This is a genomic window from Maridesulfovibrio spiralis (SeqCode) (assembly GCF_048571135.1).
GTDB classification, from domain to species: Bacteria; Desulfobacterota; Desulfovibrionia; order Desulfovibrionales; family Desulfovibrionaceae; genus Maridesulfovibrio; species Maridesulfovibrio spiralis.
The window spans coordinates 4,123,599-4,147,571 of the sequence record NZ_CP182344.1 but is presented as its reverse complement, the minus strand read 5'-3'; the positions used below and the strand labels follow the sequence as shown (position 1 = coordinate 4,147,571).

At 47.6% G+C, this 23,973-nt stretch carries 22 protein-coding genes and 2 tRNA genes; 8 read left to right on the top strand and 16 right to left on the bottom strand.

The window, feature by feature from the left end; translation table 11 throughout:
* Positions 1-104: 104 nt before the first annotated feature.
* Complete coding sequence (locus ACNI29_RS18670; RefSeq protein ID WP_419779872.1) at positions 105-2,276, top strand: methyl-accepting chemotaxis protein; 2,172 nt, start codon at positions 105-107, stop codon at positions 2,274-2,276.
* 74 nt (positions 2,277-2,350) lie between these two features.
* Here the strand turns inward: ACNI29_RS18670 and ACNI29_RS18665 are convergent, their stop codons facing one another.
* The 9 genes from ACNI29_RS18665 to ACNI29_RS18625 all read right to left on the bottom strand — a co-directional run bounded on the left by ACNI29_RS18665 (position 2,351) and on the right by ACNI29_RS18625 (position 12,209).
* The gene (locus ACNI29_RS18665; RefSeq protein WP_419779871.1) at positions 2,351-3,436 is read right to left on the bottom strand and encodes a phosphonoacetaldehyde reductase; all 1,086 of its coding nucleotides are present in this window, start codon (positions 3,434-3,436) and stop codon (positions 2,351-2,353) included.
* The gene (aepY, locus tag ACNI29_RS18660; RefSeq protein WP_419779870.1) at positions 3,436-4,542 is read right to left on the bottom strand and encodes a phosphonopyruvate decarboxylase; all 1,107 of its coding nucleotides are present in this window, start codon (positions 4,540-4,542) and stop codon (positions 3,436-3,438) included. The genes ACNI29_RS18665 and aepY overlap by 1 nt, the downstream gene beginning before the upstream one ends.
* 12 nt (positions 4,543-4,554) lie before the next feature.
* Positions 4,555-5,850 (bottom strand): phosphoenolpyruvate mutase, encoded by a 1,296-nt coding sequence (aepX, locus tag ACNI29_RS18655; RefSeq protein WP_419779869.1) that lies wholly within the window; start codon positions 5,848-5,850, stop codon positions 4,555-4,557.
* A 268-nt stretch (positions 5,851-6,118) separates the two neighbouring features.
* Complete coding sequence (locus ACNI29_RS18650; protein ID WP_419779868.1) at positions 6,119-6,814, bottom strand: orotate phosphoribosyltransferase; 696 nt, start codon at positions 6,812-6,814, stop codon at positions 6,119-6,121.
* Positions 6,815-6,881: 67 nt separating this feature from the next.
* A complete protein-coding gene (gene pyrC, locus ACNI29_RS18645; protein ID WP_419779867.1) occupies positions 6,882-7,925 on the bottom strand; it encodes a dihydroorotase in 1,044 nt (347 codons plus the stop codon).
* Positions 7,922-9,244: a Zn-dependent hydrolase gene (locus ACNI29_RS18640; protein ID WP_419779866.1), complete on the bottom strand. Its 1,323-nt coding sequence runs from the start codon at positions 9,242-9,244 to the stop codon at positions 7,922-7,924. The genes pyrC and ACNI29_RS18640 overlap by 4 nt, the downstream gene beginning before the upstream one ends.
* A 17-nt stretch (positions 9,245-9,261) precedes the next feature.
* Positions 9,262-10,539 (bottom strand): TRAP transporter large permease, encoded by a 1,278-nt coding sequence (locus ACNI29_RS18635; RefSeq protein ID WP_419779865.1) that lies wholly within the window; start codon positions 10,537-10,539, stop codon positions 9,262-9,264.
* A gap of 19 nt (positions 10,540-10,558) precedes the next feature.
* Complete coding sequence (locus ACNI29_RS18630; protein WP_419779864.1) at positions 10,559-11,077, bottom strand: TRAP transporter small permease; 519 nt, start codon at positions 11,075-11,077, stop codon at positions 10,559-10,561.
* A 112-nt stretch (positions 11,078-11,189) separates the two neighbouring features.
* Positions 11,190-12,209 (bottom strand): TRAP transporter substrate-binding protein, encoded by a 1,020-nt coding sequence (locus ACNI29_RS18625; RefSeq protein WP_419779863.1) that lies wholly within the window; start codon positions 12,207-12,209, stop codon positions 11,190-11,192.
* Between the two features lie 354 nt (positions 12,210-12,563).
* Here ACNI29_RS18625 and ACNI29_RS18620 point away from each other — a divergent pair, with 354 nt between their 5' ends.
* Positions 12,564-13,448, top strand: a complete 885-nt coding sequence (locus ACNI29_RS18620) for a helix-turn-helix domain-containing protein (protein WP_419779862.1) — start codon at positions 12,564-12,566, stop codon at positions 13,446-13,448.
* Positions 13,449-13,462: 14 nt separating this feature from the next.
* Positions 13,463-13,801 (top strand): phenylpyruvate tautomerase MIF-related protein, encoded by a 339-nt coding sequence (locus ACNI29_RS18615; RefSeq protein WP_419779861.1) that lies wholly within the window; start codon positions 13,463-13,465, stop codon positions 13,799-13,801.
* A gap of 37 nt (positions 13,802-13,838) precedes the next feature.
* Here the strand turns inward: ACNI29_RS18615 and ACNI29_RS18610 are convergent, their stop codons facing one another.
* Positions 13,839-15,815 (bottom strand): peptidase U32 family protein, encoded by a 1,977-nt coding sequence (locus tag ACNI29_RS18610; protein WP_419779860.1) that lies wholly within the window; start codon positions 15,813-15,815, stop codon positions 13,839-13,841.
* A gap of 59 nt (positions 15,816-15,874) precedes the next feature.
* On the opposite strand from ACNI29_RS18610, the gene ACNI29_RS18605 reads away from it, so the two are divergent.
* From ACNI29_RS18605 to ACNI29_RS18590, 4 genes are all read left to right on the top strand, one after another.
* Positions 15,875-16,669: an iron-sulfur cluster-binding protein gene (locus ACNI29_RS18605; RefSeq protein WP_419779859.1), complete on the top strand. Its 795-nt coding sequence runs from the start codon at positions 15,875-15,877 to the stop codon at positions 16,667-16,669.
* Positions 16,670-16,672: 3 nt separating this feature from the next.
* Positions 16,673-17,587 (top strand): dihydroorotate dehydrogenase, encoded by a 915-nt coding sequence (locus ACNI29_RS18600; RefSeq protein ID WP_419779858.1) that lies wholly within the window; start codon positions 16,673-16,675, stop codon positions 17,585-17,587.
* Positions 17,588-17,684: 97 nt separating this feature from the next.
* Positions 17,685-17,774 (top strand) — tRNA-Ser (locus tag ACNI29_RS18595).
* A 328-nt stretch (positions 17,775-18,102) separates the two neighbouring features.
* Positions 18,103-18,192 (top strand) — tRNA-Ser (locus tag ACNI29_RS18590).
* Between the two features lie 419 nt (positions 18,193-18,611).
* On the opposite strand, the gene ACNI29_RS18585 is transcribed toward ACNI29_RS18590, so the two are convergent.
* The 6 genes from ACNI29_RS18585 to ACNI29_RS18560 form a co-directional block, all read right to left on the bottom strand.
* On the bottom strand, positions 18,612-19,697 hold the full coding sequence (locus tag ACNI29_RS18585; RefSeq protein WP_419779857.1) for a tyrosine-type recombinase/integrase: 1,086 nt from the start codon (positions 19,695-19,697) through the stop codon (positions 18,612-18,614).
* Between the two features lie 255 nt (positions 19,698-19,952).
* Positions 19,953-20,210 (bottom strand): hypothetical protein, encoded by a 258-nt coding sequence (locus tag ACNI29_RS18580; protein ID WP_419779856.1) that lies wholly within the window; start codon positions 20,208-20,210, stop codon positions 19,953-19,955.
* 1 nt (position 20,211) lies between these two features.
* Positions 20,212-20,631 carry a hypothetical protein gene (locus ACNI29_RS18575; RefSeq protein WP_419779855.1) on the bottom strand — a complete coding sequence of 140 codons (420 nt, stop codon included), beginning with the start codon at positions 20,629-20,631 and terminating at the stop codon, positions 20,212-20,214.
* 234 nt (positions 20,632-20,865) lie between these two features.
* Positions 20,866-21,585, bottom strand: a complete 720-nt coding sequence (locus ACNI29_RS18570; RefSeq protein ID WP_419779854.1) for a DUF5131 family protein — start codon at positions 21,583-21,585, stop codon at positions 20,866-20,868.
* A gap of 3 nt (positions 21,586-21,588) precedes the next feature.
* A complete protein-coding gene (gene tcmP, locus ACNI29_RS18565) occupies positions 21,589-22,761 on the bottom strand; it encodes a three-Cys-motif partner protein TcmP (RefSeq protein WP_419779853.1) in 1,173 nt (390 codons plus the stop codon).
* A 220-nt stretch (positions 22,762-22,981) separates the two neighbouring features.
* Positions 22,982-23,287, bottom strand: a complete 306-nt coding sequence (locus ACNI29_RS18560; protein ID WP_419779852.1) for a hypothetical protein — start codon at positions 23,285-23,287, stop codon at positions 22,982-22,984.
* 370 nt (positions 23,288-23,657) lie between these two features.
* Between ACNI29_RS18560 and ACNI29_RS18555 the strand changes: the two genes are divergently transcribed.
* On the top strand, positions 23,658-23,972 hold the full coding sequence (locus tag ACNI29_RS18555; RefSeq protein ID WP_419779851.1) for a hypothetical protein: 315 nt from the start codon (positions 23,658-23,660) through the stop codon (positions 23,970-23,972).
* Position 23,973 lies beyond the last annotated feature (1 nt).

Here is a 23,973-nt window from a genome sequence, read left to right as displayed (position 1 = left end):
GAAATTATATTACTGTATGTTACGGTTGTGTTTCATTGTTAACCCTGTAGCTGTTTATTTACTTGAATGATTTTTTTGCACTTTAATTGATAGCAGGGGGAAGTATGAGGTTCCTGGATAATTTTAAAATTAAAACCAAGTTCTTGGGTAACATTATCATTGTACTCACTCTGTGTGCTGCTGCGCAGGGAATGTATCAATATGCGCTTACTGAAACAGGGGACGGATATACGGGTGTTCTGGAGCAGGAAGTTTATATCTCTCAAAAGGTCCAGAGTGCAGAGGTAAGCATGCTTGAAGCTCGCAGGGCAGAGAAAGATTTCATGCTCAGGATGGATATGAAATATCCACCGAGCGTAGAGCAGAAGGTGAATGAAATTGTTACAGCCATGGATAGTATTTCCAAGGTCGGACATGAAATAGGATTGACCGAGATAGGACGGATTGCTGATCAAATCAGCAGTGATTCTAAAAAATATCTGAAAGCCTTCAATAGCCTTGTGGAAAGCTATTCAGTCAAGGGGTTGAAATATGATGAGGGGTTGCAGGGAGAATTCAGAAGTGCTGCCCACGATATCATGGAGACGGTCCCGGCTTATGCCGTTGATGATTTATATCAGTATTGGTTGCAGATGCGCAGATATGAAAAAGATTTTATGAGGTCAGGAAGCAATAAATACCGACAAAAATTTATTGCGGCGATTGATGAATATAAAAATGGTATTGAACAAAGTTCCTGTTCTGATGCTGTCAAAGAAGGGCAGCTTAGTGAATTGGAAACCTATAGCCAATCCATGACCCGGATTATTGGGGGAGTCGCTCCAGCCACCCAGACTGCATTGTATCTCAAAGCGCGAACTGCTGCCGGGAGTATGGAAGATATTTTAAAATCGGTATTCGTTCCTCGTGTTGAATCCATGATTCTCTCCGTTCGCAGGTATGAAAAAGATTATTTACTCCGTGGTAGTGAGAAATATGTAAAGAAGACGCTGGACGGAATTGAGAAGATCAATGCTGCTTTTGTCCGGTCTGATGTGTCGGGACAGGATAGGGCGGAGATTGCAAAAAGCATCGCTAGCTATCGTGATGCTTTTCTGGCTTTGGTGGAGGAAAACAACCAGATCGCCGAGCAGAACGCTGAAATGCGGGAAGCAGTTCACGCCATCGAACCGGAGTTGGTGGGAATTAAAAATCTTGCTGAAGAGCGTATGTCCCAGCGGACTTCAACGCTGAAAACCGAGGCCGGGATGTTTTCAAAAACAGCGATCACTATCGGTGGCGTTGCTTTGTTTATCGGCATAGTCATTTCATTGCTGGTGACCAATTCAATTGCCCGTCCATTGCGTACTGCAGAGTGTACTGTAACCAGAATGGCTGACGGTGATCTTAATCAGGAAGTAAAATCAACCAGTCGCGATGAAACTGGTATTATGCTTAACGCGATGGGCGGTATGATTGGTAAATTACGTGGTGTTGTCGCTGGAGTGAATACTGCGGCATCGAACATTGCGACAGGCAGTGAAGAATTGGCCTCTACGGCTGAGTCCATGTCGCAAGGCTCTTCTGAACAGTCCGCGAGTGTGGAAGAACTGTCGGCGTCTATTGAGTCTGTAACAGTATCCATTGAAAAGAATGTCCGCAACTCACAGGAGACAGCTAATATCGCAGCCAATGCCGCCTCCAAAGCTGGCGAAAGCGGTGAAGTCGTTTCCGGTGCGGTCGGGGCTATGAAGGATATTGCTGAGAGAATAACTATCATCGAAGATATTGCCCGTCAGACTAATTTACTTGCACTGAATGCAGCGATTGAAGCCGCTCGTGCCGGTGAACACGGAAAAGGGTTCGCCGTCGTAGCTGCGGAAGTCCGCAAGCTGGCAGAGCGCAGTGGAGTTGCCGCAGGGGAAATCAGTGAACTTTCCACCAACACTCTCAAAGTTGCAGACAAAGCTGTGACAATGCTTAACGATTTAGTTCCGGAAATCGGAAAAACATCTGATCTGGTTGAGGAAATTAATGCAACCTGTGCTGAGCAGGGAGAATCCATTAAGCAGATCGGTGTGGCGGTTTCACAGGTTGAGATTGCAACCCAGACTTCAGCATCATCAGCTGAGGAAGTGGCTTCCACCTCGCAGGAGCTTGCCGGACAGGCGGAAAATATGCGCAGGATGTTGGGATATTTTAAGTGTGACTCCACTGGGGAGTTCGTAGTTACAGAGGAAGAATCGCCTAAGGCTCTGGCTTCTGCTGAAAATTATGATGGAATGGAAAGGTTTTGAAGTTCAATTAAAGGATAATTTAAGCCGGGAGGATGGATGCATTTTCCCGGCTTATTTTTGTTTATTTGGTTGCTTTAAATTGTACTGTAAAATTTTAGCAACTGTTGTAGTAAAATTTCTTTCTTCGGATTCGCAGGATTGTTCTTCAACCTGTCCAGATTCACATAGTCTAAGATTTTTTTACATTCAGCTTCTGGGATGCCCAGCTTTTGCATACTCGGTTCCAACCCGCAGCGGGACATCATTTTGTACCATGTGTCGCAGCAGGTTTCGGCTGACGGGCAAGCCATGAGGGCATAGAGCCGTTCGGGGATCTCGCTTTGGTTGATTTTAAAAAACAATCCCGTGAAAATTGCAACCGCATGACCGTGGGGAATTCCGTATGTGGAGGTCAGGTAATATGATAATGCATGCGGGGCTGTTGTTTTACTTATATTGATGGCTTTACCCGCATAGTGCGCGCCCAAGGCCATTTTTTCCCTGATTTCTGGGGTTTGTTCGGTCACTGCTTTTTCCAGCGAAGGCAGGATCAGATTGATAGCCTTTGCCGCGTACACCCGGCTCTGGTCTGTTGCTCCTTGCGCCCAGTAGGATTCCACGGCCTGACTGAGAGCATCAAAACCGGAACATGCGGTAAGGTAGGGTGGCATGGATGCGCTGAGTTGCGGGTCGATGGCAACACTTTGCGGAAACAGTTTCTGGTCAGCCAGTGAGTACTTTTTGCCGTTCATATAAATTACGGCGAAATGGGTTGCTTCACTACCTGATCCGGCTGTGGTCGGTGCACAAAACAGCGGCAGTGTGCTTTGAATTTTAGCTTGTCCGAGAATGACATGCTCCAATTCCTTTTCGCTTTCCGGGGTCAGGGAAATGGTTTTCGCCATATCGATCACACTCCCCCCTCCGATTGCGAGAATTGCATCAGCTCCGCAGCCTTTGCTTTTCAAAATTCCAGCATAACTTTCTTCAAATTTTACGTTAGGCGAAAAGTTGGAAAAGAAAACCAGCTCACTACCGTTTAATTCTGAGAGCAGAAGGTCCTTCAGTCCTGATTTATCAAATGAAGTACGGCCTGTAACTACCATTATTGTGTGATAGTTCAGGTATTTGATCTCATTCAAAAGTTTGTTGAGGCTTCCTGCGCCGCTATAAACTGCCATCAGAAATTTTCCATGAACATCTTTTTGTTTTCTTGCGGAGTGCTGGTCGGTCTGCCTATTTTTGAGGACTTATGGTTGTTGGTTATGATTTCCAGAAAGCAGAGTCCTTGCACATCTTTTAAATACGTAATTAATTCTTCCTTTGATTCAACTCTTACAGCTTTGCTGTAACCGCAGGCTTTGGCAATAGCGCACAAGTCTATTTTGCGCGATACTGTAGGCTGGCCTCCGGTGGAGCCGTGTTCTCCGTTATTGATCACGATGTGCAGCAGGTTGGTGATTCCGCTGGAACCTATTGTAGCTAGGGCGCCGAGATGCATCAGGCAAGCACCGTCTCCATCAAGGCAGATGACTTTCTTATTTGGTGCATTTGCAGCAACACCCAAGGCAATTGAGGAAGCATGGCCCATGCCCCCGACGGTCAGAAAATCAGTGCCGTGCGGGATTCCTTTTTCTTTGCGGATATGGAAAAGCTCGCGCGATGCCATGCCGGTGGTAGCAATAATTACGTTGTCAGCGGTTTGCGCTTGAACAAGATATTCAATAGCCCGCTGTCTGCTGAGCGGATATTCTTTTCGAGTCTCCGGTTTAGCCGCGTAAGTAGAGAAAGCTCGTTTTTTTACCAGCAGGGCATAGGGGCGGTCATTGTTTTTTAAGAAATTTTTTGCGTTCAGCAGTTCTGTTTCAATGTCTGTGTCCTTGTCGACAGTGGCGTAATCAATATGCAGATTGTCCAGCATTGAGGGAGTGATTACCCCTTGGAACGCATGCTGAGGTTCGTCTTTGACTCCCGGTTCACCCCTCCAGCCGATAACCAGAAGCATGGGGATGGAGTACACTTCTTCCGCCACCAGAGATGTCAGAGGATTTACGGCATTGCCCAGCCCGGAATTCTGCATGTAAACGACCGGAACAGACGAGGTGGATAAATGGCAGCCGATGGCAGCCCCGATAGCCGCTCCTTCATTCACGCAAATGGTGTGCTGCAAATCCGGGTCTTCCGTAGCCGCAGTGCAGAAATGCTTGAGGGTCGAATCCGGCACGCCGTAGAAGGTATTGAATCCGTTGTCCTTGCACAGTTTCAGAAATAAAATCGGGTCTATCATCTTGATTGTCCGCTACTTTGTGCCGGGTATGAGTTCAAGTATTTCCTTGATACTCATGCAGGTGTCGTTGCATTCAAAGGAACGTTTATTCTTGAGAATGGTCTCGGCAACTTCCATCATGGCAGGATAGGCCGCACGTAGCAGGTGGTTGGCATAGATTACTATTTTTACCCCGGCTTCAACGAGCTGTTCTTCGTAAATCTTATTGTAGCTTGAAGGAACGGCGATGATTGGCGCGGTGTGTCCCAGTTCCTTATAACGGCGGCAGAACTCAAGAATGTTTGTCTCCGATTTTTCCTTGGTGTGGATCATGACTCCGTCAGCCCCGGCCCCGAGATAGGCGGTGGCCCTTTCCAGCGCGTCGTCAACGGGTTTACTGAAAATCAGGCTTTCAATTCTGGCAAAGATCATGAAATCCTTGCCGACCTGACTCCGTTTTCCGGTTTCGATTTTGTGGCAGAAATCTTCAATGGACGCCTGATGCTGTTCCACTTCGGTTCCGAACAGGGAATTCTTTTTCAGCCCGACTTTGTCTTCAATTACGATAGCAGATACACCCAGTCGTTCAAGTGACCGCACGGTGAAAGCCAGATGCTCGGGTTTACCTCCAGTATCACCGTCATAGATCATGGGTTTGGTGGTGACTTCGAAAATTTCATTGATGGTCTGCAAACGGGAGGTGGTATCGACCGCTTCGATGTCCGGCTTGCCCTTCATGGTGGAGTCGGTCAGGCTGCTTTCCCAGATGGCGTCGAATTCAACATTGCGGCCGTCTTTTTTTACGCTGGCGTTTTCAACGATCAGTCCGCTGAGACCGCTGTGTGCTTCCAGTACCCGGACAATATCCTTATTGTCGAGCAGACGCTTCAATCTCTGCTGTCGGGTAACCGGAGAAACGCCAATCTCTTTGAGCATGCCGTTAAGCTGGGTGGAGCTGATGCCTTCGGTGTAGGCTGGCTCAATGAGTTTTCCGCCCCACTTGGAGATGGTGCTGATTACTCTTTCGCGAGTCTGTTTTTGAGGTCCGGTTTTCCAGTCGTCACCGTGCACAACATAATCGGGACGAACTTTTTGAAGGTTCTCAACATAATCAAGAGTGTATTGGGGAATTACCTCTGTGACTCCCTTGATGTTTTTGATGACCGTTTCGCGTTGTTCGTAGGTCATGAAGGGGAGCCGTTTGTAACTGGCAATTGCCTTATCCGTAAGCAGCCCGACTGTTACATCGCCATAGGATGCGGCAATGTTGAGGATATTCATGTGCCCGGGATGGACAAGGTCTGCGCTCATTCCTACGTATACTTTCATGGTCGGTCCTTGAGACAGTCGTTTTTGAAAATTAATAGGTGCTAATTCAACACTCGGATCAGACTATACTCCCGCATTGCACACTTAATCAATCCCGGCAGGCCTTTAAAGTGTATTTTTACCTGCGTCACAATAAAAACGGGAAGATGGTCATGAAACCATCTTCCCGAATATATTTACCAATCCAACCTATTGAAAGGTTTTTTGGGATTCTTAAACCCTTTTGCAAAAGGGTTTAAGGCCCCCGGCAGGTTCGCCGAAGGCAATCCTACTCAGGGTAGGTAGAAATACCACCGTGAGCGGCGGACCAGTCAACGGGGTTGTTCAGGAATTTTTCTACTTCTTCAAGGGATTTGACATCGAAGTACTTTTCTTTCTTGGCAACGTTGAGGATATCCCACCAGTTTGCAAGGGAAAGCATTTCGAGTCCTGCGTCAGCAAGGGTTTCCTTTGCTTTGGGGAAGATGCCGTAGTGGAAGAGCACGAAGGTGTGAGTTACTTCAGCACCTGCTTTGCGCAGAGCCTGTGCAAAGTTGATTTTGCTGCGTCCGTCGGTAGTCAGGTCTTCAACCAGCAGAACCTTGGCGCCTTCAGCGAAATCACCTTCGATCTGAGCGTCACGGCCGAATCCTTTGGGTTTTTTACGTACGTACTGCATGGGCAGCATGAGACGGTCGGAAAGCCATGCGGCGAAGGGGATACCTGCGGTTTCGCCACCTGCTACGCAGTCGATGGATTCGAAGCCTACTTCGCGCAGGATTACGGAAGCACCGAAATCCATAAGTGTCTGGCGTACGCGGGGGAAGGAAATGAGCTTACGGCAGTCGATGTAAACCGGGCTGGCCCAGCCGGAGGTGAACTTGAAAGGCTCATCTGCACGGAAGTGAACAGCTTCAACTTCGATAAGCATTTTCGCTGTGATCTCAGCGATGGTCTGTTTGTCGGGAAAGCTGGTAGGAACCATTTTTTCTCCTTGTGTGTTATGTATAGCGAAAAAAAAGCTGAACCGAAATATAACGGTTCAGCTGCTATCAATCAACCAAATCCCAATAAAGGGGGGTGTCGGGTTTGAATATCTTAATGATATCTCCTCCGATTTTAATGTGCCAGTTCATTTCAACAGGTTCTTCTCGTTTGGCCAAAGTAATAGTGCTGCCATTGGGAGAGAATCCGTAGAATCTGGCACCGTATATGGAAGTAAACCCTTCGAGTTTATCAAGAGCGGAAAGCTCTTCAAACACCTGGGTTACATATCCTATTGAAGTGGGGGCATTGAAAATACCCGCAGCAGCCCCGGCTTTTTCTTTGGCCCGGGACGGATGGGGGGCGGAGTCTGTGCCGAGGAAAAATCTTTCATCACCTGAAACAGCTGCTTTGCGCACGGCTTCGCGGTCTGCAAAGCTTTTGGCAACGGGCAGGCAGTACATGTAGGGATTCATGCCGCCCTTGAAAAGGTCGTTACGGGTAAGCAGCAGATGGTGCGGGGTGATTGTGGCAACCATATTTTCGTTCTGCTCAAATACGTAATCAACTCCGGCCTTGCTGGTCAGGTGTTCGAATACGATTTTGAGTTCCGGGAAATCTTTACGCACGGGCTCAAGTACCCGTTCAATGAAAACCGCTTCACGGTCAAAGATATCCACTTCCGGATCGACGACTTCGCCGTGTACGGAAAGGGGCATGCCGATTTCCTGCATGGCTTCGAGTACGGGGTAGACATTTTTGATGTCGGTTACGCCGTTATCAGAATTTGTGGTTGCTCCGGAAGGGAAAAGTTTAACCGCATGAAAAGCTTTGACTGCACAAGCTGTGTGAATGTCATCAGCAGATGTGGAATCAGTCAGGTAGCAGGTCATAACTGGTTTAAAATCGGACCCTTCGGGCCGGGCATTTTTGATACGTCTGCGGTATTCTTCAGCAAGTTTTGCTGTTGTAACCGGAGGCACGAGGTTGGGCATGACAATGGCACGCCCGTAAATTTTTGCACTGTAAGGAAGCACTGCCGCAAGCATCTCTCCATCGCGCAGGTGAAGATGCCAGTCATCCGGTCTTATGATGGTTATTTCAGTGTTCATAAATTGAACTCCGTAATTGTGCGGTGCAGTACAGAAAGGCCCCGGATAAAATCTTCCATATCCATTTCTTCTTCCGGGTTGTGGGAGCCGTTGCGGTTGCGCACGAAAATCATGCCTGTGGGAACCCCCGCGTTGGCGAAGAGCGAGGCATCGTGCCCGGCTCCGCTTGGAATAGCTTCTACAGGTAAGCCTTCCGCAATGCAAGCATTGTTTATGCGATCCACAATTTCCTGATCAATAACAGCCGGAGGAGTCTTGACCGGTTTGTCGAATTCGAAGTTTACACGCCGTTCATAGGTGATGGTGGCGCATTCGGAATGGAGCAGGGCTTCAATAGCTGCGAGAGTATGTTCATACTGGCTGCGGGCTTCAAAACTGAAAGTCACTTCTCCGGGAATACGTGACATGGCATGGTGCTGCGGGTCGGTATGCATGATACCACAAGTTGCCACCAGATCGCCACCATGTTGTAGAATTGTTGTCCAGTGGTCGTCGATGCGTGTTATCAGCTCTGATGTAGCGAATACAGCATCCTTGCGCAACCAGCGGGGAACAGCCCCGGAATGGCCTGCTTCACCCACGCATTTGATCTTGCGGTGGCGGATGTTTCCACGGATTCCGGTAACAGCGGCAACAGGCAGGTTGCGGGCGATCATGACCGGACCCTGCTCAATGTGCAGCTCGAAGAAAGCTTTGATTTTTGAAGTATCGATGAGCATTTCGCCTTTGGCTATGCTCTCTACATCAGCACCGCATTCAGTCATATGCTCTTTCAGCGGGCGGCTGTCGTCACGCTGCAGTAGGTCCTGCTCGGATTCTTCCAGCTTGCCGAGAAGGGCTTTGGAACCAAGATAACAGGCGCCGAACCACGCGCTTTCCTCACCGCGCAGCGCAATTACTTTGACCGGGATTGCGGGGGGGGTACCACTGCGTTTAATCTCTGCGAGACAGAGCAGACCGGCAATAACCCCGGCCGCGCCGTCGTAGTTTCCGCCTTGCGGGACGGAATCAAGGTGTGAGCCTATCAATATGTATTCAGCGTCAGCCGGATTCTCTTCCAGTTCAATGACGAGGTTTGCGGCTCTATCGCGGTAGGTGCGCAGACCTTCCTTGTTTGCGAATTTTTCGACCAGCTCAAAGGCCCGAGTTTCAGCTTCTCCATAGGACGGACGGGATACCCCGGCAACGTCACGGGAAAGTTCTTCCAGATCGGCAAAGAGCTGTTCCGCTTCAGCGGTAAGGTGCTCAAGGCTTGCCGGTGTCTGGGGGACCGGATGAGGGCTGGTGCTGCCTGCGCCAATGGTGTTCATAGTACTCATAATTTTAGCCTGTTTTTTTAGGGAGCTACGAGGCTGGGCAGGAAGGTTGCCAGACCGGGAACATAGGTTACCAGAATGAGGACCAGAATATTAATGAACAGGAAAGGCCATACGCCGTTGATGATGGACATGACCGGCTTTTCCAGAGTGGAGGAAGCCACGAAAATATCCAGCCCAAAGGGGGGAGTAATCATGCCGATACAGATGTTCAGGCAGACGATTTCACCGAAATGAATGGGATCAATGCCCATGGAAAGTGCAACCGGGTAAAGGGGCGGCACAAGAATCAGCAGGGCTGAGTTGGGGTCGATGAACATTCCGGCAAGGAAAAATGCGATGTTTACGATCATCAGGAAGGTGATCGGTCCGGCATCAATCTGAGTAAGGAAATTAGTGATCAGTACCGGAACCTGCGCCAGTGTCACAAAGTATGAAAGCACGCTTCCCATAGCCAGCAGAATAAAGATAATGGTAGTGGAAATAGCCGCACGTTCAGTGATGCTGATCAATCGGGAAAAGGACAGGTTCTTGTATACGAATGCTTCAATAAGAATAGCGTAAACAACGGAAACCGCAGCAGCTTCAGTGGGGGTAAACAGCCCGGAGTAAATACCGCCGAGGATAATGACCGGAAGACCCAAAGCCCATGCTGCGGATTTGAAAACTGATAGAAAAGGTACGGTGCTTTTCTCGCCACGCCCAACGCCTTTGCGCAGGGATTCGAAGATAACCAGTCCGGCAAAGGCCAGCCCGAGGGCCAGGCCGACACCGAGACCACCTATAAACAGTCCGGTAATGGATGTTCCGGTCATCCAGCCGTAAATGATCAGGGTGATGCTGGGCGGAATGAGCAGGGCGGTTTCAGCACTGGAGACGATCAGGCCGAGGCTGAATTTCTCGCTGAATCCGGTTTTGCGAAGTTCCGGGTACATGAGTTTGCCCATGGCGGCTACGGTTGCAGGAGCGGAGCCGGATACGGAGCCGAAAGCCATGGAACCGAAAATTGTGGTATGACCTATGCCGCCGAGACGGTGGCCTGTGAAATGTTTGATCAGGTCGGTCAAACGCTTGGCTATCTGGCCGGAAGCCATCAGTTCTGCGGCGAAGATGAAAAAGGGGATCGCCAGCAGGGTCGAAAAGTTGATTCCGCCGACAAGTTTCTGGATCAGAACCGGATCGGGGATACGGGGAAACATGAAAGTCTTGGTCAGGAATGCGGGAATGCCGAGCACCAGCAGCATTTCAAAACCGCAGACAAGCATCAAAAGGGCGATGAGGATAATTACGGGAGTCATGTTCTGCTACCTTTTTTTGCTACTTGGTGGTGACGGTAATGGGCCGGGTGTGGCGATCATTGATATTCAATAATTCGAGCAGGTAGCGCAGAGCCAGCAGGCCGAATCCGATTGTCGGTGCGATGTAGAGCCAGTACATGGGAAGGCCCAGTGTAGGGCTGAGCTGTCCGGTACGCATAACGAATTTGACAAGAGCGATTCCGAGCCAGACCAGATAACAGCTGAAGACGGTTCCGGTGAGGTTGATCAGAATGCTTACCGCTTTGCGGGGCAGGTCAGGCATCTTTTCGAAAAGAGTGGTCACTGCCACCTGACGGCCACGTTCAAGGGCAAGTCCAAGAGCGAGAAAAACCGCCCAGACCATGAGCAAACGGGTAGCTTCATCTATCCACGCAAAAGTGCTGGAGTATTGCGGCATGGTTTCGCGGACGATAACGTTGAATGTGTAAAGGCCGACCATAATCAGATTAATGGAAATGATCAGTATCCTTTCAACTATTCTTATCCCGTCCAGCAGGGAGCCTAATATCTTACGCATCTTAAATACTCCTGAAGCACCGTCTTCAAAAAAAAAATCTATTCTACTATCCAATTCTGTCAGCAAATTCGGCAGGAGAGGGCAACTCTCCTGCCGTGAATTAATTTACCAACTATTTTACGATACGTGCGTATTCTTCTTCGTACAGTTTGATCAGCTTCTGACCTTCAGCACCTGCGCGGGCAAGGTAAGCCGCCTTGGTTCTGGGGTACATCAGCTCACGCATTGCTGCGCGGTCTGCTGCCTGCAGGGGAGAAACGCTTACGCCTGCTTTTTTGATGACAGCAAGGGCGTCTTTCTGAGCCTGTTCTTTGTGGGCTTCAACACTGGGCATAACTTCCATGAAAGTATCCACGATGATTTTCTGGTACTTTGCAGGCAGGGATTCCCAGTACGCGGGGTTGAAAAGTACGAAGTCTTCCATTGCACCGTGCTCGGAAGTAACGAGGTATTTCTGTACTTCATAGAACTTCATGCGCTGGATGGTGTCGAGGGGGTTTTCTTCGCCGTCAACAACACCGTTCTGCAGTGCGGTGTAGAGTTCACCGAAAGGCAGGGCGATAGCGGATGCACCGATTGCTGCGAACTGCTCGATGAGAATCTTGGAATCCATAACGCGGAAGGACTGGCCTTTGAAATCTGCGATGGAAGAGATGGGCTTGTTGGAGGTGAAGTTCTTACGACCGTTGGGCCATGTTGCGATTGCTGTGAAGCCTCTGGAATCAAAGGACTTAAGCAGTGCTTTACCAAATTTGCCCTGACGCAGTTCCTGTGCTTTTGCGCGGTCAACGGGAAGCAGGAAAGGAATGTCCATGATGGAAACAGCAGGGTTGAATCCGCCGAGGAAAGCTGCGGGGGAGATTGTAGCTTCGATGGTTCCGAACTGAACTCCTTCGTTCATCTGACGCTGGTTGCCGAGCTGGGAAGAGGGGAAAATTTTGAACTCAACGTCGCCGCCAGTGCGTTCTTTAACGAGTTTGGCGACTTTTTCCAGACCCTGGTGGCGGGGCTGAAGGGGGGATTCAAGGTGACCGATGCGCGCTTCGTATTTAGCTGCATTGGCGGAAATAACACCACCCATAACCATGCACAAAGCCAGCGCGAATGTAACAATTCGTCCGAGAAATTTCATTGTGGAAGCCTCCTGAAAATGTGTGCGTAAAACTGCCGGGCAGTTTTACATGATCGAACCAGAGCAATTTACTCCGGTTCTTCCGACGGGTAATCAAATTTGATTGCAAATATAACAGCATGTGTTTCTAATTCAAAGAAAATTATGGAGTCACGTGTTATTTTGCGATTTCCAATGTTTCCTCAAAAAATAGATTTCTGTCAAGAAAAATCTCATTTTTGAAACAATTCAAAAAAATGTTCACAAAAATGAGATTTTGAGTCACAATTGATAACAAATCTGGTAATTGCGCTGTTCGGCAAAGGGTATTTTAAAAGCTGACAGGCTGATAAAAGCTTTAATGGAGACTCGATAATGAGTGAACTCAGTCCCAAGGAAATAGGTCATCGTCTGAAGGCATTCAGGCTGGGTAGTAAATACAGCACTGAAGAAATCGCAGCGAAAATCGGGATTTCACGCGCCGCCCTGTACAGGTATGAAAAAGGTGATCCTCCGAAGCTGGAGACTCTTGAGGCCATCGCGGAACTTTTCGGAGTATCCCTTCCTTCTTTAATGGGGGTAGGTGTTGAGTATATTTCTTCCGCGATCAGTTTTTTTGAGCGCATGCGCCAGAATGAAGCTGAGTCCGAACAGCTTTCGGTCATGTTCGGTCTGGTTTCCTATCTTCTTACCACTGATGAATTCGACGAGTACCTTGAGATATCTATCAAAGAAGGGTTGCCCGAAGAATTGCAGGAAGATCCGGATACGCTGCGGCATATTGCAGATATTCTTGCTGTGCTTAAAGAACGCAAAAAGGGTTACGAGCAGCGCAAGCCGAGTATGGTTAACCTCGCTTCAGCAACAAATCTTGAGCAGTTTATGCGCAGTGGGTTTGTTGGAACTTTTGACCTCCCTGCCGAAGTTTTGCAGGAGCGTCGTGAAGCTGCCCGTCGCGAAGTTGAAAACGTAATAACCCTTTTGGAAGAGCAGCCTATCGGGGTTCAGATTGGGATTTTAGTGGATTCCGTGCCAAGTACCCATTTTCAGATTTTCCGCCAGTCCGAACGATCCACCCTTTGTCTCAGTCCCTATAAATTGTGCCATTTTCCTAATGTACGACTCGGTGTGGGCATGCTAACATCTGCACCCGAAGCACTTGAATTGCACCAGCAGATGATTTCGGAACTCTGGGGTCGTGCCTTCAAAGGACGCAGGGCTGCTGATTATCTGCGTAAAATGATCGAAGACTGCAAATAGTTGAGGTTAGGTAAATGCCTTACATAAGAGTAGAGACCAACATAGATATTTCTGATGAAAATTTTGCGGCCGAGCTATCAAAGCTGACCGCGGGAAATGTAGGTAAGCCGGAATCTTTCGTAATGGTTTCAGTGCATGACGGACTGAAGATGAGCTTCGGTGGGAAGACTGATCCCTGCGCCTTACTTACTTTGAAGAGTCTTGGTTTGCAGGCATCCCAGTGTGAGGGGCTTTCTGCTGCTTTGAGCGGATTTATAGAAGATAAGCTTGGTGTCCCCGCTGATCGTATTTTTATCGAAATGGACAGCCATGCTCCTGAAATGTTCGGCTGGAATGGGGGAACTTTTAGTTAAAAAAAATGGGTAGGAATTAATTCCTACCCATTTTTTATTATAACAGAGTCAAATCCCAGTTGAAATTACTGGTGCGCTGCGGATCGGGCACAGCGCGGGGCCACGGCTCTTCGATGTTCAGGAACATGGTGTAACCGGAATTTTCCAGCACCTTGCGTTCCGCGTTGAAATCAAGAGGCCAGCCCGGATAAATCCAGTAGGTCTGCCCGTATTTACGCGCCCAGCAGATTTCTTTTTTCTGGCTGTAGATGGGACTCATCATCTCGGTCTCGTCAGCCATGATTCTTGAAAGACCCAGCGGCCACATGCCGGAAAGGATCACTCCCAGCGGCAGCGGGCTGTTCTGGGGCAGAGCGAGAAAATCATCGCGGGCCAGTTCCGGGCTGACGTAAGCGGAAGAAAATCCCATGTCAGCCAGCAGTTCGATGGTCACGGGGTTGGAAACGTTGCAGAATGGTCCTGCGTGAAAGCGGACCTTGGCATCTTTCGGGAAAAAAGCTTTCTGCCAAGGAGCATTGAGCACGAAATCGTGACCGCCGCCGCTCAGGCAGATGTCGATGATTTTCTGAACTTCTTTTTCCTCGTCAGGCCAGACCACCGGAGGCAGATGCCACCAGATTTTGGAAACAGCCGGACGCGGGGTACGCTTGAGGGCGTTCATGGAAAGCCAGACATCGGTGCCAAACTTGGTTTTACCCTTGGGCGGGTTGCGATGCAGAGTGTGGCGGGCCGTCCTTTCTGGCATCGGACAAGGATGCGGCAGATCAATGATCATGTCGCTGGCCACGTTATCAGCCACTTTGATCTTTGAAAGTCTGGAATCAAGTTTTTTGATTGCCTTGACCAGTCCCTCTTCCCGGCGGTCGATCAGAAAGACGCGGGTTCCTGATTTGAGGCGGGTTTTGCCTTTTACAGGGATGGAGACTTTACCCCGTTTGGGGATGAATTTACGGATCTTCATGGTCTGGTGACCGGGCTGATCCTGATAACCGACGCGCAGGAAGTCTCCGGCGAGGAGTTCCTGTCTACAGTTGAAGTAGGGTTTGCCGTTTTTCTCCTGCTTGGTGATGCCGATCAGGAAACCGGAACCGGTTTCGTTGGACGGATCAAGCGGGGTAAACGGACGCTGGGGCAGGAAGACCGAATGTGAAGACGGTCTGCCCAGTGCAAGCTCAAGCAGCTCAACGGCATCCTTTTTGACCTTAGCGTCATTGGGATTGTCGCGCAGCATGCGGTAGGCCGCAACAGTGTAGTAGACGTAGTGGGGGCCTTTTTTACGGCCTTCGATTTTCCATGAGCTGACTTTGGGAATGGAAAGGGTCGGCTTGGTCAGCACATCGAGGCTGAGGTCGAGGCAGGAAAAAAGTCGTTTGGGGGCATCTTTGCGTTTTGCTCCGCCGTAGAGTCTGCGGCAGGGCTGCACGCAACGTCCGCGCAGACTGGATTTTCCACCGAAAAAGGAACTCCAGTAGCAGCGGCCTGAAACGGAATAGCAGAGTGCGCCATGTACGAACATCTCAAGGGTCATGGAATCCGGGCAGGCTTCGGCCATCATCTGGATTTCATCAAGGTTGAGTTCGCGGGGCACAACCACGCGGTCAACGCCAAGTTCCTCGGCGGTCTTAAGGGCCGCAGGGTGGCTGACGTTGGCGAGGGTGGAGAGGTGAAGCTCACCTTCAAATCCTGCCTGCCGTGCGATCTCGATCATGGCAAGGTCCTGAATGATCAGGGCATCGGGCTTGACCGTGCGGGAAATACGTTCCACAAGGCGGGCGGCGGAATTTACGTCGTCCGGTTTGATAAGGGTGTTCATGGGAATGTGGGTGCGAACCCCGTTTTCCCGTCCAAGCTCCGCAAGGGCTGCAAGCTCGCTCGTAGCGAAATTATAAGCTTCCATACGGGCGGAAAAATGTTTAAGTCCGGCATAGACGGCGTCTGCACCTGCGGCTATAGCTGCAAGGAAAGAAGATTTGTCGCCTGCCGGAGCAAGAATTTCTGGTTTATGTTTATTCATAATGTGTATCACGCTTACGCCGCGAATCAGCGGTCAGCAAAAATCTACAGGATTAAATCATGAGTGCAAACAATTGCAGGGCTGTGAAAGTAATCAGCAACAAGCCCCTCGGACTTCCCTCACCCGGTGAGGAAATTGTCGAACTCAAGCTCGAATACCCAGAATGGAATCCGGGCTGGAGAGCCGGGCAGTTCGTTATGATCCGGCCCGTCTCATGGCCGCTGGATCTCGTCTGGGGACGTCCTTTTTCCATATGTAACGCAGATGAGACCAGTCTGACCATTCTTTTTCAGGTGGTTGGCCGTGGGACTGCCCGTCTGCTGGAACTCAAAGAGGGCGACGAAGTAAATGTATGGGGACCGCTGGGTAATTTTTTCAGTAAACCTCAGGACCGCCCCGTACTCATGCTCGCCGGAGGAATGGGCATAGCTCCCTTTTGCGGATATGTCGACACCCATTCGCAGCCTGAAAACCTGAAATTGTTCTTCGCGCATCGTCCACCGCTCGAAAATTACCCTTATAAAGGTATGGCAGACAAGGTTGTAGTGGAAGATATTCGCGAAACCAAGCCCACTGATATTCCAGCAATTATCGCAAGGGTGGAGGAGCTGGTTAAAGAGTACGCAGAAAAAGACGGCCTTATTGTTTCCTGCGGTCCCACACCTTTTCTGAAGACCATCTGGAATGCGGCAAAGAAATACGGCGCGGATGCGGAGCTTTCTCTCGAAAACCGCATGGCTTGCGGCGTTGGCGCATGTCTCGGCTGTGTCTGTAAGGATGGCGATAACCATCATACACAGGTCTGTACCACAGGTCCTGTTTTCAAAGCCAATAATCTCAGTCTGGAGGATTAAGAAATGGATGTATCAGTTGATTTTGCCGGACTGAAGCTCAAGAATCCCATCCTCACCGCTTCCGGTACCTTCGGGTTCGGTCTTGAGTTCAAGCGCTTCGGCGATCTTGAATCTCTGGGTGGGATCGTTGTTAAGGGCCTTTCTCTCAAACCGAGAGAAGGGAACCCCATGCCCAGAATCGCGGAAACCCCTTGCGGCATGCTTAATGCCATCGGTATCCAGAATCCCGGTGTCGAGGACTTCATTAATAAGAAGCTGCCCAAGCTGCCTTGGAAAACCCTGCCCGTACTGGCCAACCTCTACGCCACAGATGCTGAAGAATTCGGCGAACTGGCCGGAGTTCTGGCCGGGGAAGAGGGCGTAGCCGCGCTTGAGGTCAACGTTTCCTGTCCCAACGTAAAAGAAGGCGGAATCGCTTTCGGACAGGACCCGAACCAGATTACCAAAGTTGCTGAAGCGGTAAAGAAAAATTCCGGTAACAAGCCGGTCATCATCAAGCTTTCACCTAACGTCACCGACATCACTGTCTGCGCAAAAGCTGCGGAAGACGGCGGTGCGGATGCGCTTTCGCTGATTAACACTCTTTCCGGTATGGCAGTAGATATTGAACGCAGAACCCCACGCCTTGCCAACGTAATCGGCGGACTTTCCGGTCCTGCTGTGAAGCCTGTTGCGCTCAGATGCGTGTATCAGGCCGTAAACGCAGTTAAAATTCCGGTAATGGGTCTCGGCGGTATCACCACTGCCGAAGACGCAGCAGAGTTCCTGCTCGTGGGCGCTACCGCTGTTCAGATCGGAACTGGTAACTTCCTCAGTCCTGATACCGCCTTCAAAGTAGCCGAAGAGCTGCCCAAGGTTCTGGAAAGGGTAAAAGCCGGGTCCATTGATGAATTCATCGGCAGCCTTCAAGTAGGATAGTAGGGTTAAATTTTCATTTAATTTAAAATAATTAAATTAATTGAAAAAAGTACTTGCCAAGCAAGTCCGATTTAGATAAATCCTTTTTCACCCAAGCGGAGAGGTGTCCGAGTCCGGCTTAAGGAGCACGCCTGGAAAGCGTGTATAGTTAACGCTATCGGAGGTTCGAATCCTCTCCTCTCCGCCAGCTTGAATTCGCAAGCCCCTTGTAACGAAAGTTACGAGGGGCTTTTTCTTTTGCCAGTTTAAATTCAATTGTTTAAAATCTGGTCAAATTTTTGGGTGATGAATAATCTTACTCAATTTTCTGGAAGGGGAGATGAAGGGCTAATTTTTGATTTCTGATTCAGATTTTAAAGATGTGATTTGAATTTGGGTTGAGGTTTTAGTTTGAAAATTTGAGGGCAGATCTTGCTAATTCCCTCTTGTTTTGCAGTAATATCTAATTATTCCAAAAAAAACAAAAAAGTGCTTGCCAAGCAATGCTGTTTTTTATAGGTTCTCTTTTCCCAAGCGGAGAGGTGTCCGAGTCCGGCTTAAGGAGCACGCCTGGAAAGCGTGTATAGTTAACGCTATCGGAGGTTCAAATCCTCTCCTCTCCGCCAGTAAATAAAAGGCCTTACAACGATCGTTGTAAGGCCTTTTTCATTTTGGGGCTATTTTGTGCACCATGAAATGCACCTTTTTGTGCGCGTTTTTATTTCCACTCTGGTTTTATCCTTTGAATTCCAAAATTTGCCTTGGCCTGTAGTCAGAACTGAATGGGCATTTGGTGCAAAAAAGTTTTTGCACCTATGGAATGGCAGGAGCCTTTGCCGTTATTGGGATAGCGGGCTTTTTCGTGAATTTTATTTTTGTAGCAAGGCTGCTGAATGTCCGTTTGGTGCAATTTATTTTTTGCACCTACGGAAGGCCGGGAAGCCTTGGTATGCATGGGCTAATGGCCTATTTGTATGCACCAAAATAGCAAAACGGCCCTGCTGGATGATCAGCAGGGCCGTTTTTTGGCTTCTGGGAAAGGGATTTAAACTAAGTCGTCGCTATCTAATATTCGGGCGGCTGTTTCGGTGTTGCCGCGTTTGGCCTTCAGGTAAATATCTGTTGTGGTCGGCCTTTTGTGTCCGAGGATGTTTTGAATATCGGTTAGGCTGGCTTCTTTCGAATCCTCAAGGCGGAGGGCTACGAAGTCGCGTAAATCTTTCAGGGTGAATCGACGGACACCTGCAATTGCGCAAGCGTAATGCAGCATATATTTAATGCCTTCTGCTTGTCTTGTATATGCGGTTCCGGTGCGCGGATTATTGAAAACGTATTCTGAATCAAGCTCTCTGTCTTTCCATATCCTTAACAGAAGGGTGTGCAGGGTGGAGCCTTCCGGCATTGAGATTATACGGTATTCCTTTTTTCCGCCCTTGCGCTTTTTGGTCCAGAAGCTGAGGGTTCCGTTAGCGAAATCAACTTCTTCCCATTTGAGGCGGCGAGGATCGCCAGCGCGCCCACCTGTCTTAAGTAAAATTTGGATGTAATCCTGCTGCCACGGCTCCGCCGCATTGTACGCCGCGACTACGTCTTCAGCAGGGGGGATATAGACAGGGGCTTCGTCGCCTTCGGATTTCTCAAGCTTGGGCCAAGGGTTGGATAATATCCGCTCTTCCTTGATATGAAAGTTCCAGCAAGCCTTCAGGTTCTTAACGTGGTTGTTCGCAGTTTTGACCGTGCGGGCCTTGCAGATGTGGCGGTAGTATTTACGGGCAATTTCTAGGCTGACATCATCAAGTAAAAAATCAACAGCTTCAGGATTGATTTTCTGTATGTATTCCAGCGTCCATTCGGCAAATTCAGTTAAGTGGTTGAGCTTTTCTTGTACCGTGCCGGGTGTCATATTCCTATCTTCACAGTCCAGCAGATAATCATATGACGCGGCGGAAAACATCAAAGCGTTCAGCCTTGCTAGTTCCCTGTCTATTTCCTTTTTCTTTCTTTGTGCCCATTGCTTGCCTTCCTTTTGAGTGTTTACCACTTTGCTCGGCTGTTTTCCTCTGTACTTGAAGAACGCCCGGTACTTCCCTTGTTTCCCCTCGTATGGGCGAAAGTATACGTTCAGTGTCATTATTCGATCCTTTGCTCTGAGCTTTGCAGTGGTTCAGTACTTCGTGGTAATCAAATCGGGCTGATTCAAGCCGGGGTTTTTGCCAGCCATTAGGGGTTACAAAGAAATGGGGGTAGTTCTTCCATCGTGAGCGGAGGGTTTTAAAGTCCAGCTTTAGCTTCTCTGCCAATTCCTTATAGTTTAGGCAGGTGAGGTCTATGTCTGGTGCTTGGTCGTCTGTCTCTGGCATGTTTGGTCCCTCTATCTTTATCTGTCTCAATTGAAAGCCTTGTACGGATCATCATAAGCCGGAAGAATCCGACTAGACCAAAGCAGGGGGCCTTGTTCTTTCCCGGCTTCACAGACGTTTACCGCGCCGTCTGACTTTGAATCACATAAAAGCCGTGCGGCTGTTTTCTCGGCATGTCCGCGCGCTCTTGTAAGGCAGTCTGAATAGCTCGAACCCGTGACGGATTCCAAGATTCCTACTTGTTTGCCATGGTGGGTGAAGACGATTGAGATTGTATGCTTCATTTTAATACCTGAACGGACACATGGAAGCATCGCGTGCGTCACCGCCGATTGCGGCAGAGTAGTCTTCCCCGATACGAGAGCATTCCTGCAGTTCGAAATCATTGGCCCACGGGATGTGGTTGTACTTGGAGTTGATCTTGGTTGGCTCCAGCTTCCGGCGCGTTGATTGGTCTGTGTTTTCTCCTTTGGCTTTCAGGAAGGCGAAGCGTAATTCTTCGTTATGAATTTCTGCTGCCTTGCGGGTGCGCCAGAACCATTTGGAATCAAAGTTGGTCGGGGCTTCGAAGTATTGCTCTACAAGGAAGTCTGCGCGTAGGGTGATAGTTTCCCCTTTCCGGCGTAGCTTGTAGCTTGGGCGGCAATCTTTATATGCTTTTACTGGCTTGATCTGGTAGCCGATGCCGTAGCCCGGATAATCCACCGTGCTGAAAAGCTGGCCCTGTTCGTCAATTTCGTAATTGTAGCCGCCTATCTTTTGTCTGGCTCATTATCTCGGAGCTTTTGGGGTGGTGGGTTGCTGTGCTGAAATCAGTGGTGGTGTAAATTGCACTAGCTGTAAATAAAAAAGTAGCGCAAATTGCGCTATCGCTTTTAAGTCGAAAACATAAAAAAAACAAAAAAGCCCTACAAAAGCAGGGCTTGATTAATCAAAAGGTTAAATAGCGGCTACAGGAGTCGGCATTTGATCCCAAGTCGTCCCTTGCAGCAAACGTCCAGCTTTTTTCTTGTTTTTGCCACCCCATTGCTTAAAAAAGAAATGGGTATTCTGAGCTAAACACTGTTTTTTAATATCAATAACCCAGTCTTCTTCCATAGGACGTGAATTAGGACCAGACTCACCTCCTACTATAACCCAATCAATTCCTTCTAAATCCAATGTCCCAATTGGCCCTAATAATGGTTCCAAAGAAAGAAATTTAGTCTTAGCAGAAGTTGATTTTAAATTATCTATTCGATGCTTATAATCGGCAGACTCAACAGTTACACCCATCCAAATATTGTTTGCCCACGATAATCGCGGTGCCAATTCTTTAAGCCTCCCAGAGCGCTTAGTAAGAAGTTGATACGTATGCCAATTAGCCATATGCATTGTACCAAAAATTTTTTTTATAAACTCAAAAGGAGCTTCTTCATGAAAAATGTCGCTCATAGAATTCACAAAAATCATTTGAGGTTTTTTCCATTCAAATGGTTTAGTTAAAGCATGTTGATGTGTAGTCAACTTAAACCCATTTGAATAATTCTCGCTATTCATGGCTTGCAACCGCATTGCCATACGCTCAGCGTAGCAGTGCTTACAGCCTGCACTAATTTTCGTACAGCCAGTCATCGGGTTCCAGCTAGCTTCAGTCCATTCAATTTTCGTTATAGCCATGCGCTATCTATAGGTGATAAATTCTAGGTCTACAAGACCCTTGTCTACACTATTATATGAAAGTCCAAATCTAGATAAATTGTTCTTTATAACCTTGTCTTTTTTAAGTTTTTTTAGAACATCTTTTACGTGAGATGACGGAGGATGAAAGCCCGCATTCAATGCAAAATCGAAAATGTCTTGATTACTCAGAATGGCTTGTTGTCTTATCAATTTGTCTAATGAAGCTTGAAAATTTTTAATCTTTTGAGAACCTGCCAATTCAGGGATCATAGGACAATCTTCAGTTCTAAGATCTCCTTCAAAGGAAAAATTGGACTCGCCATTTTCAGGGTCTTCTTTCCAGCACGATTCAATGAATTTATACACACCTAATTTGTTACGACTCCCAAATATTAAGCAATGCCTATGACCTTTTGCTTTTTGAATAGCAAAAGAATGCAAATAATATTCATCTATCACCCAATTTATTTTTATATACTCGCACAACTTACGATGTGCGGTTTTAGGATCTTCAAAATAAGACCTCTTAAGGCCTGGGAAATGCTGTTTAAATCCATTTTGTTCACAAAACCGTTGTACATTGGTAACTGGTGTAAATAAAATAAAATCTGTTCTTCTTAATGAAGATATTATTTGGAAATGATCTCGAGTTAAAGCCAATCCAAAAGGATCAATAAATAAGAAATTGGCAACATTGTTTTTTTTCAGTGAAGGTAAAATCTCTTCAAAAAGATCTTCATAGGTTTTGCTGGTTATTATTATATCTACATAAACAGGAATCTTATCTTTAATTTTTTTCAAGTGAACTTTAAGCCTTTCAGTTGCATCTTGATTATCGTCATTGAAGTGCAAATTTATTGTTAGTCCTTTTTCCCGTTTTGTAATTAAATTACTGAAAAGTTGAATTGTATCTATTATCTTTAAAGGACTTCCTTTCTTGCCAGATGAATCTTTTCCTTCGCCAGCAAAAAAATCTACAAGATTAATTTCTTCTATAAAATTCTGTGTAATGAAAACAGGCAACCAAGATTTTACACTTCTCTCAAGAAGATCGAGCTTTAAACATGTGCCCTGATCGAATTTGTCAAAAAAATCCTTCTTGTTTCTTTTAGCAGTCTTTTTCTTGGTTCCATTATGATTACAAATGTCCAACAATGACCCTTGTTTCTGCATCTTGCCTCCCCGTAAAATCACCTTTAATATTCTGTTTATAGTTCGTAGATTACTGCGTCTAATTAAGAATATATTTTAATGTTAGGTATTTTTTATGCGATATATCATCTATTGTGCTTTAATTAAGGGTAAAAAAAATGAACTCAGATAAGTCGATAAGTGTTTTTCAATAACGCTGTCACTACTAGACGTAGTTCATGCCCATTAGAAAAAACAATGCTTAAGCCAACTTTTTCCGTTCACTCGCGATCTTGGCTTGATTTATTTTAAACCGTTCTCCAGCCATAAACATCAAAGCCCCAAAATCAATCCCCAGCCCCTGACATAAACTATAAGTATCAGCCACAGCAAGAGATTGAGGCTTTCCTGTATTCTTCCTTGGCAGCCTGATTTGCCGCCATCTAGTAATAGATTTTTCAGCATCTCCAAAAGCAGCCTTGGCAAGCTGACTATAGTTCATGTCGTTTTCTTCTGCGATTCGGCAAATTTCTTCGACTACCGTTTGTTCAAAAAGTTCTGCGTTCATAAGACTTTAAATAGATCATATTGATATATGTCGTAAGTTTTAAAATTGCTCTTGTTCTTATGGCGCCATTTGCTCTAGTTCGTCAACATGAAGCGAACCATTCTCAAAAGACTTAGTCACCGAACTAGAGCAAAAACTAAGCAAAGCAAACGTAGCCAGCGCGCTATCAATCCACCCAGCATCATACCGTCGTATCAAATCGACATTGCGGGCTGATTCCACTGTTGTCCGTCTGGCTCAGCACATCGCCTACCCTGAGAAGTTCCCTTTGCCACCACAAAAAGCGCACTAATAGCGGACTTGAACCACCTAATTCATGTCCGTTAATTGGCTACAATGAATAGTAGCCGAAAAAATAAGGAGCGAAAGAATGACAGAACAAGAGCTTCAAGAAATGTCGGAAGAACTGGCAGTGCTGAAAATGTCCGTGGATACGCTTTCAAAACGATTCAAAATCGCTCTGTTGAAAGCGAAGGCAGAAGGGCTGGCCTTTGAAAGTGAATCCAAAGGCCAGCCGGAAGATATGGAACCGCAGACAATGCATTCAGAAGCCAAACACTTGAAAACGCAAGTTCAGGGGTACGTTGGTGCTTTTATGGAACTTGGGCTTGCAAAACCTAAAGCTCTTGAAGCTGCAATGAACTACTGCGGTATTGCGTGTGCTTTCGATAGCTACGATCTTTAAA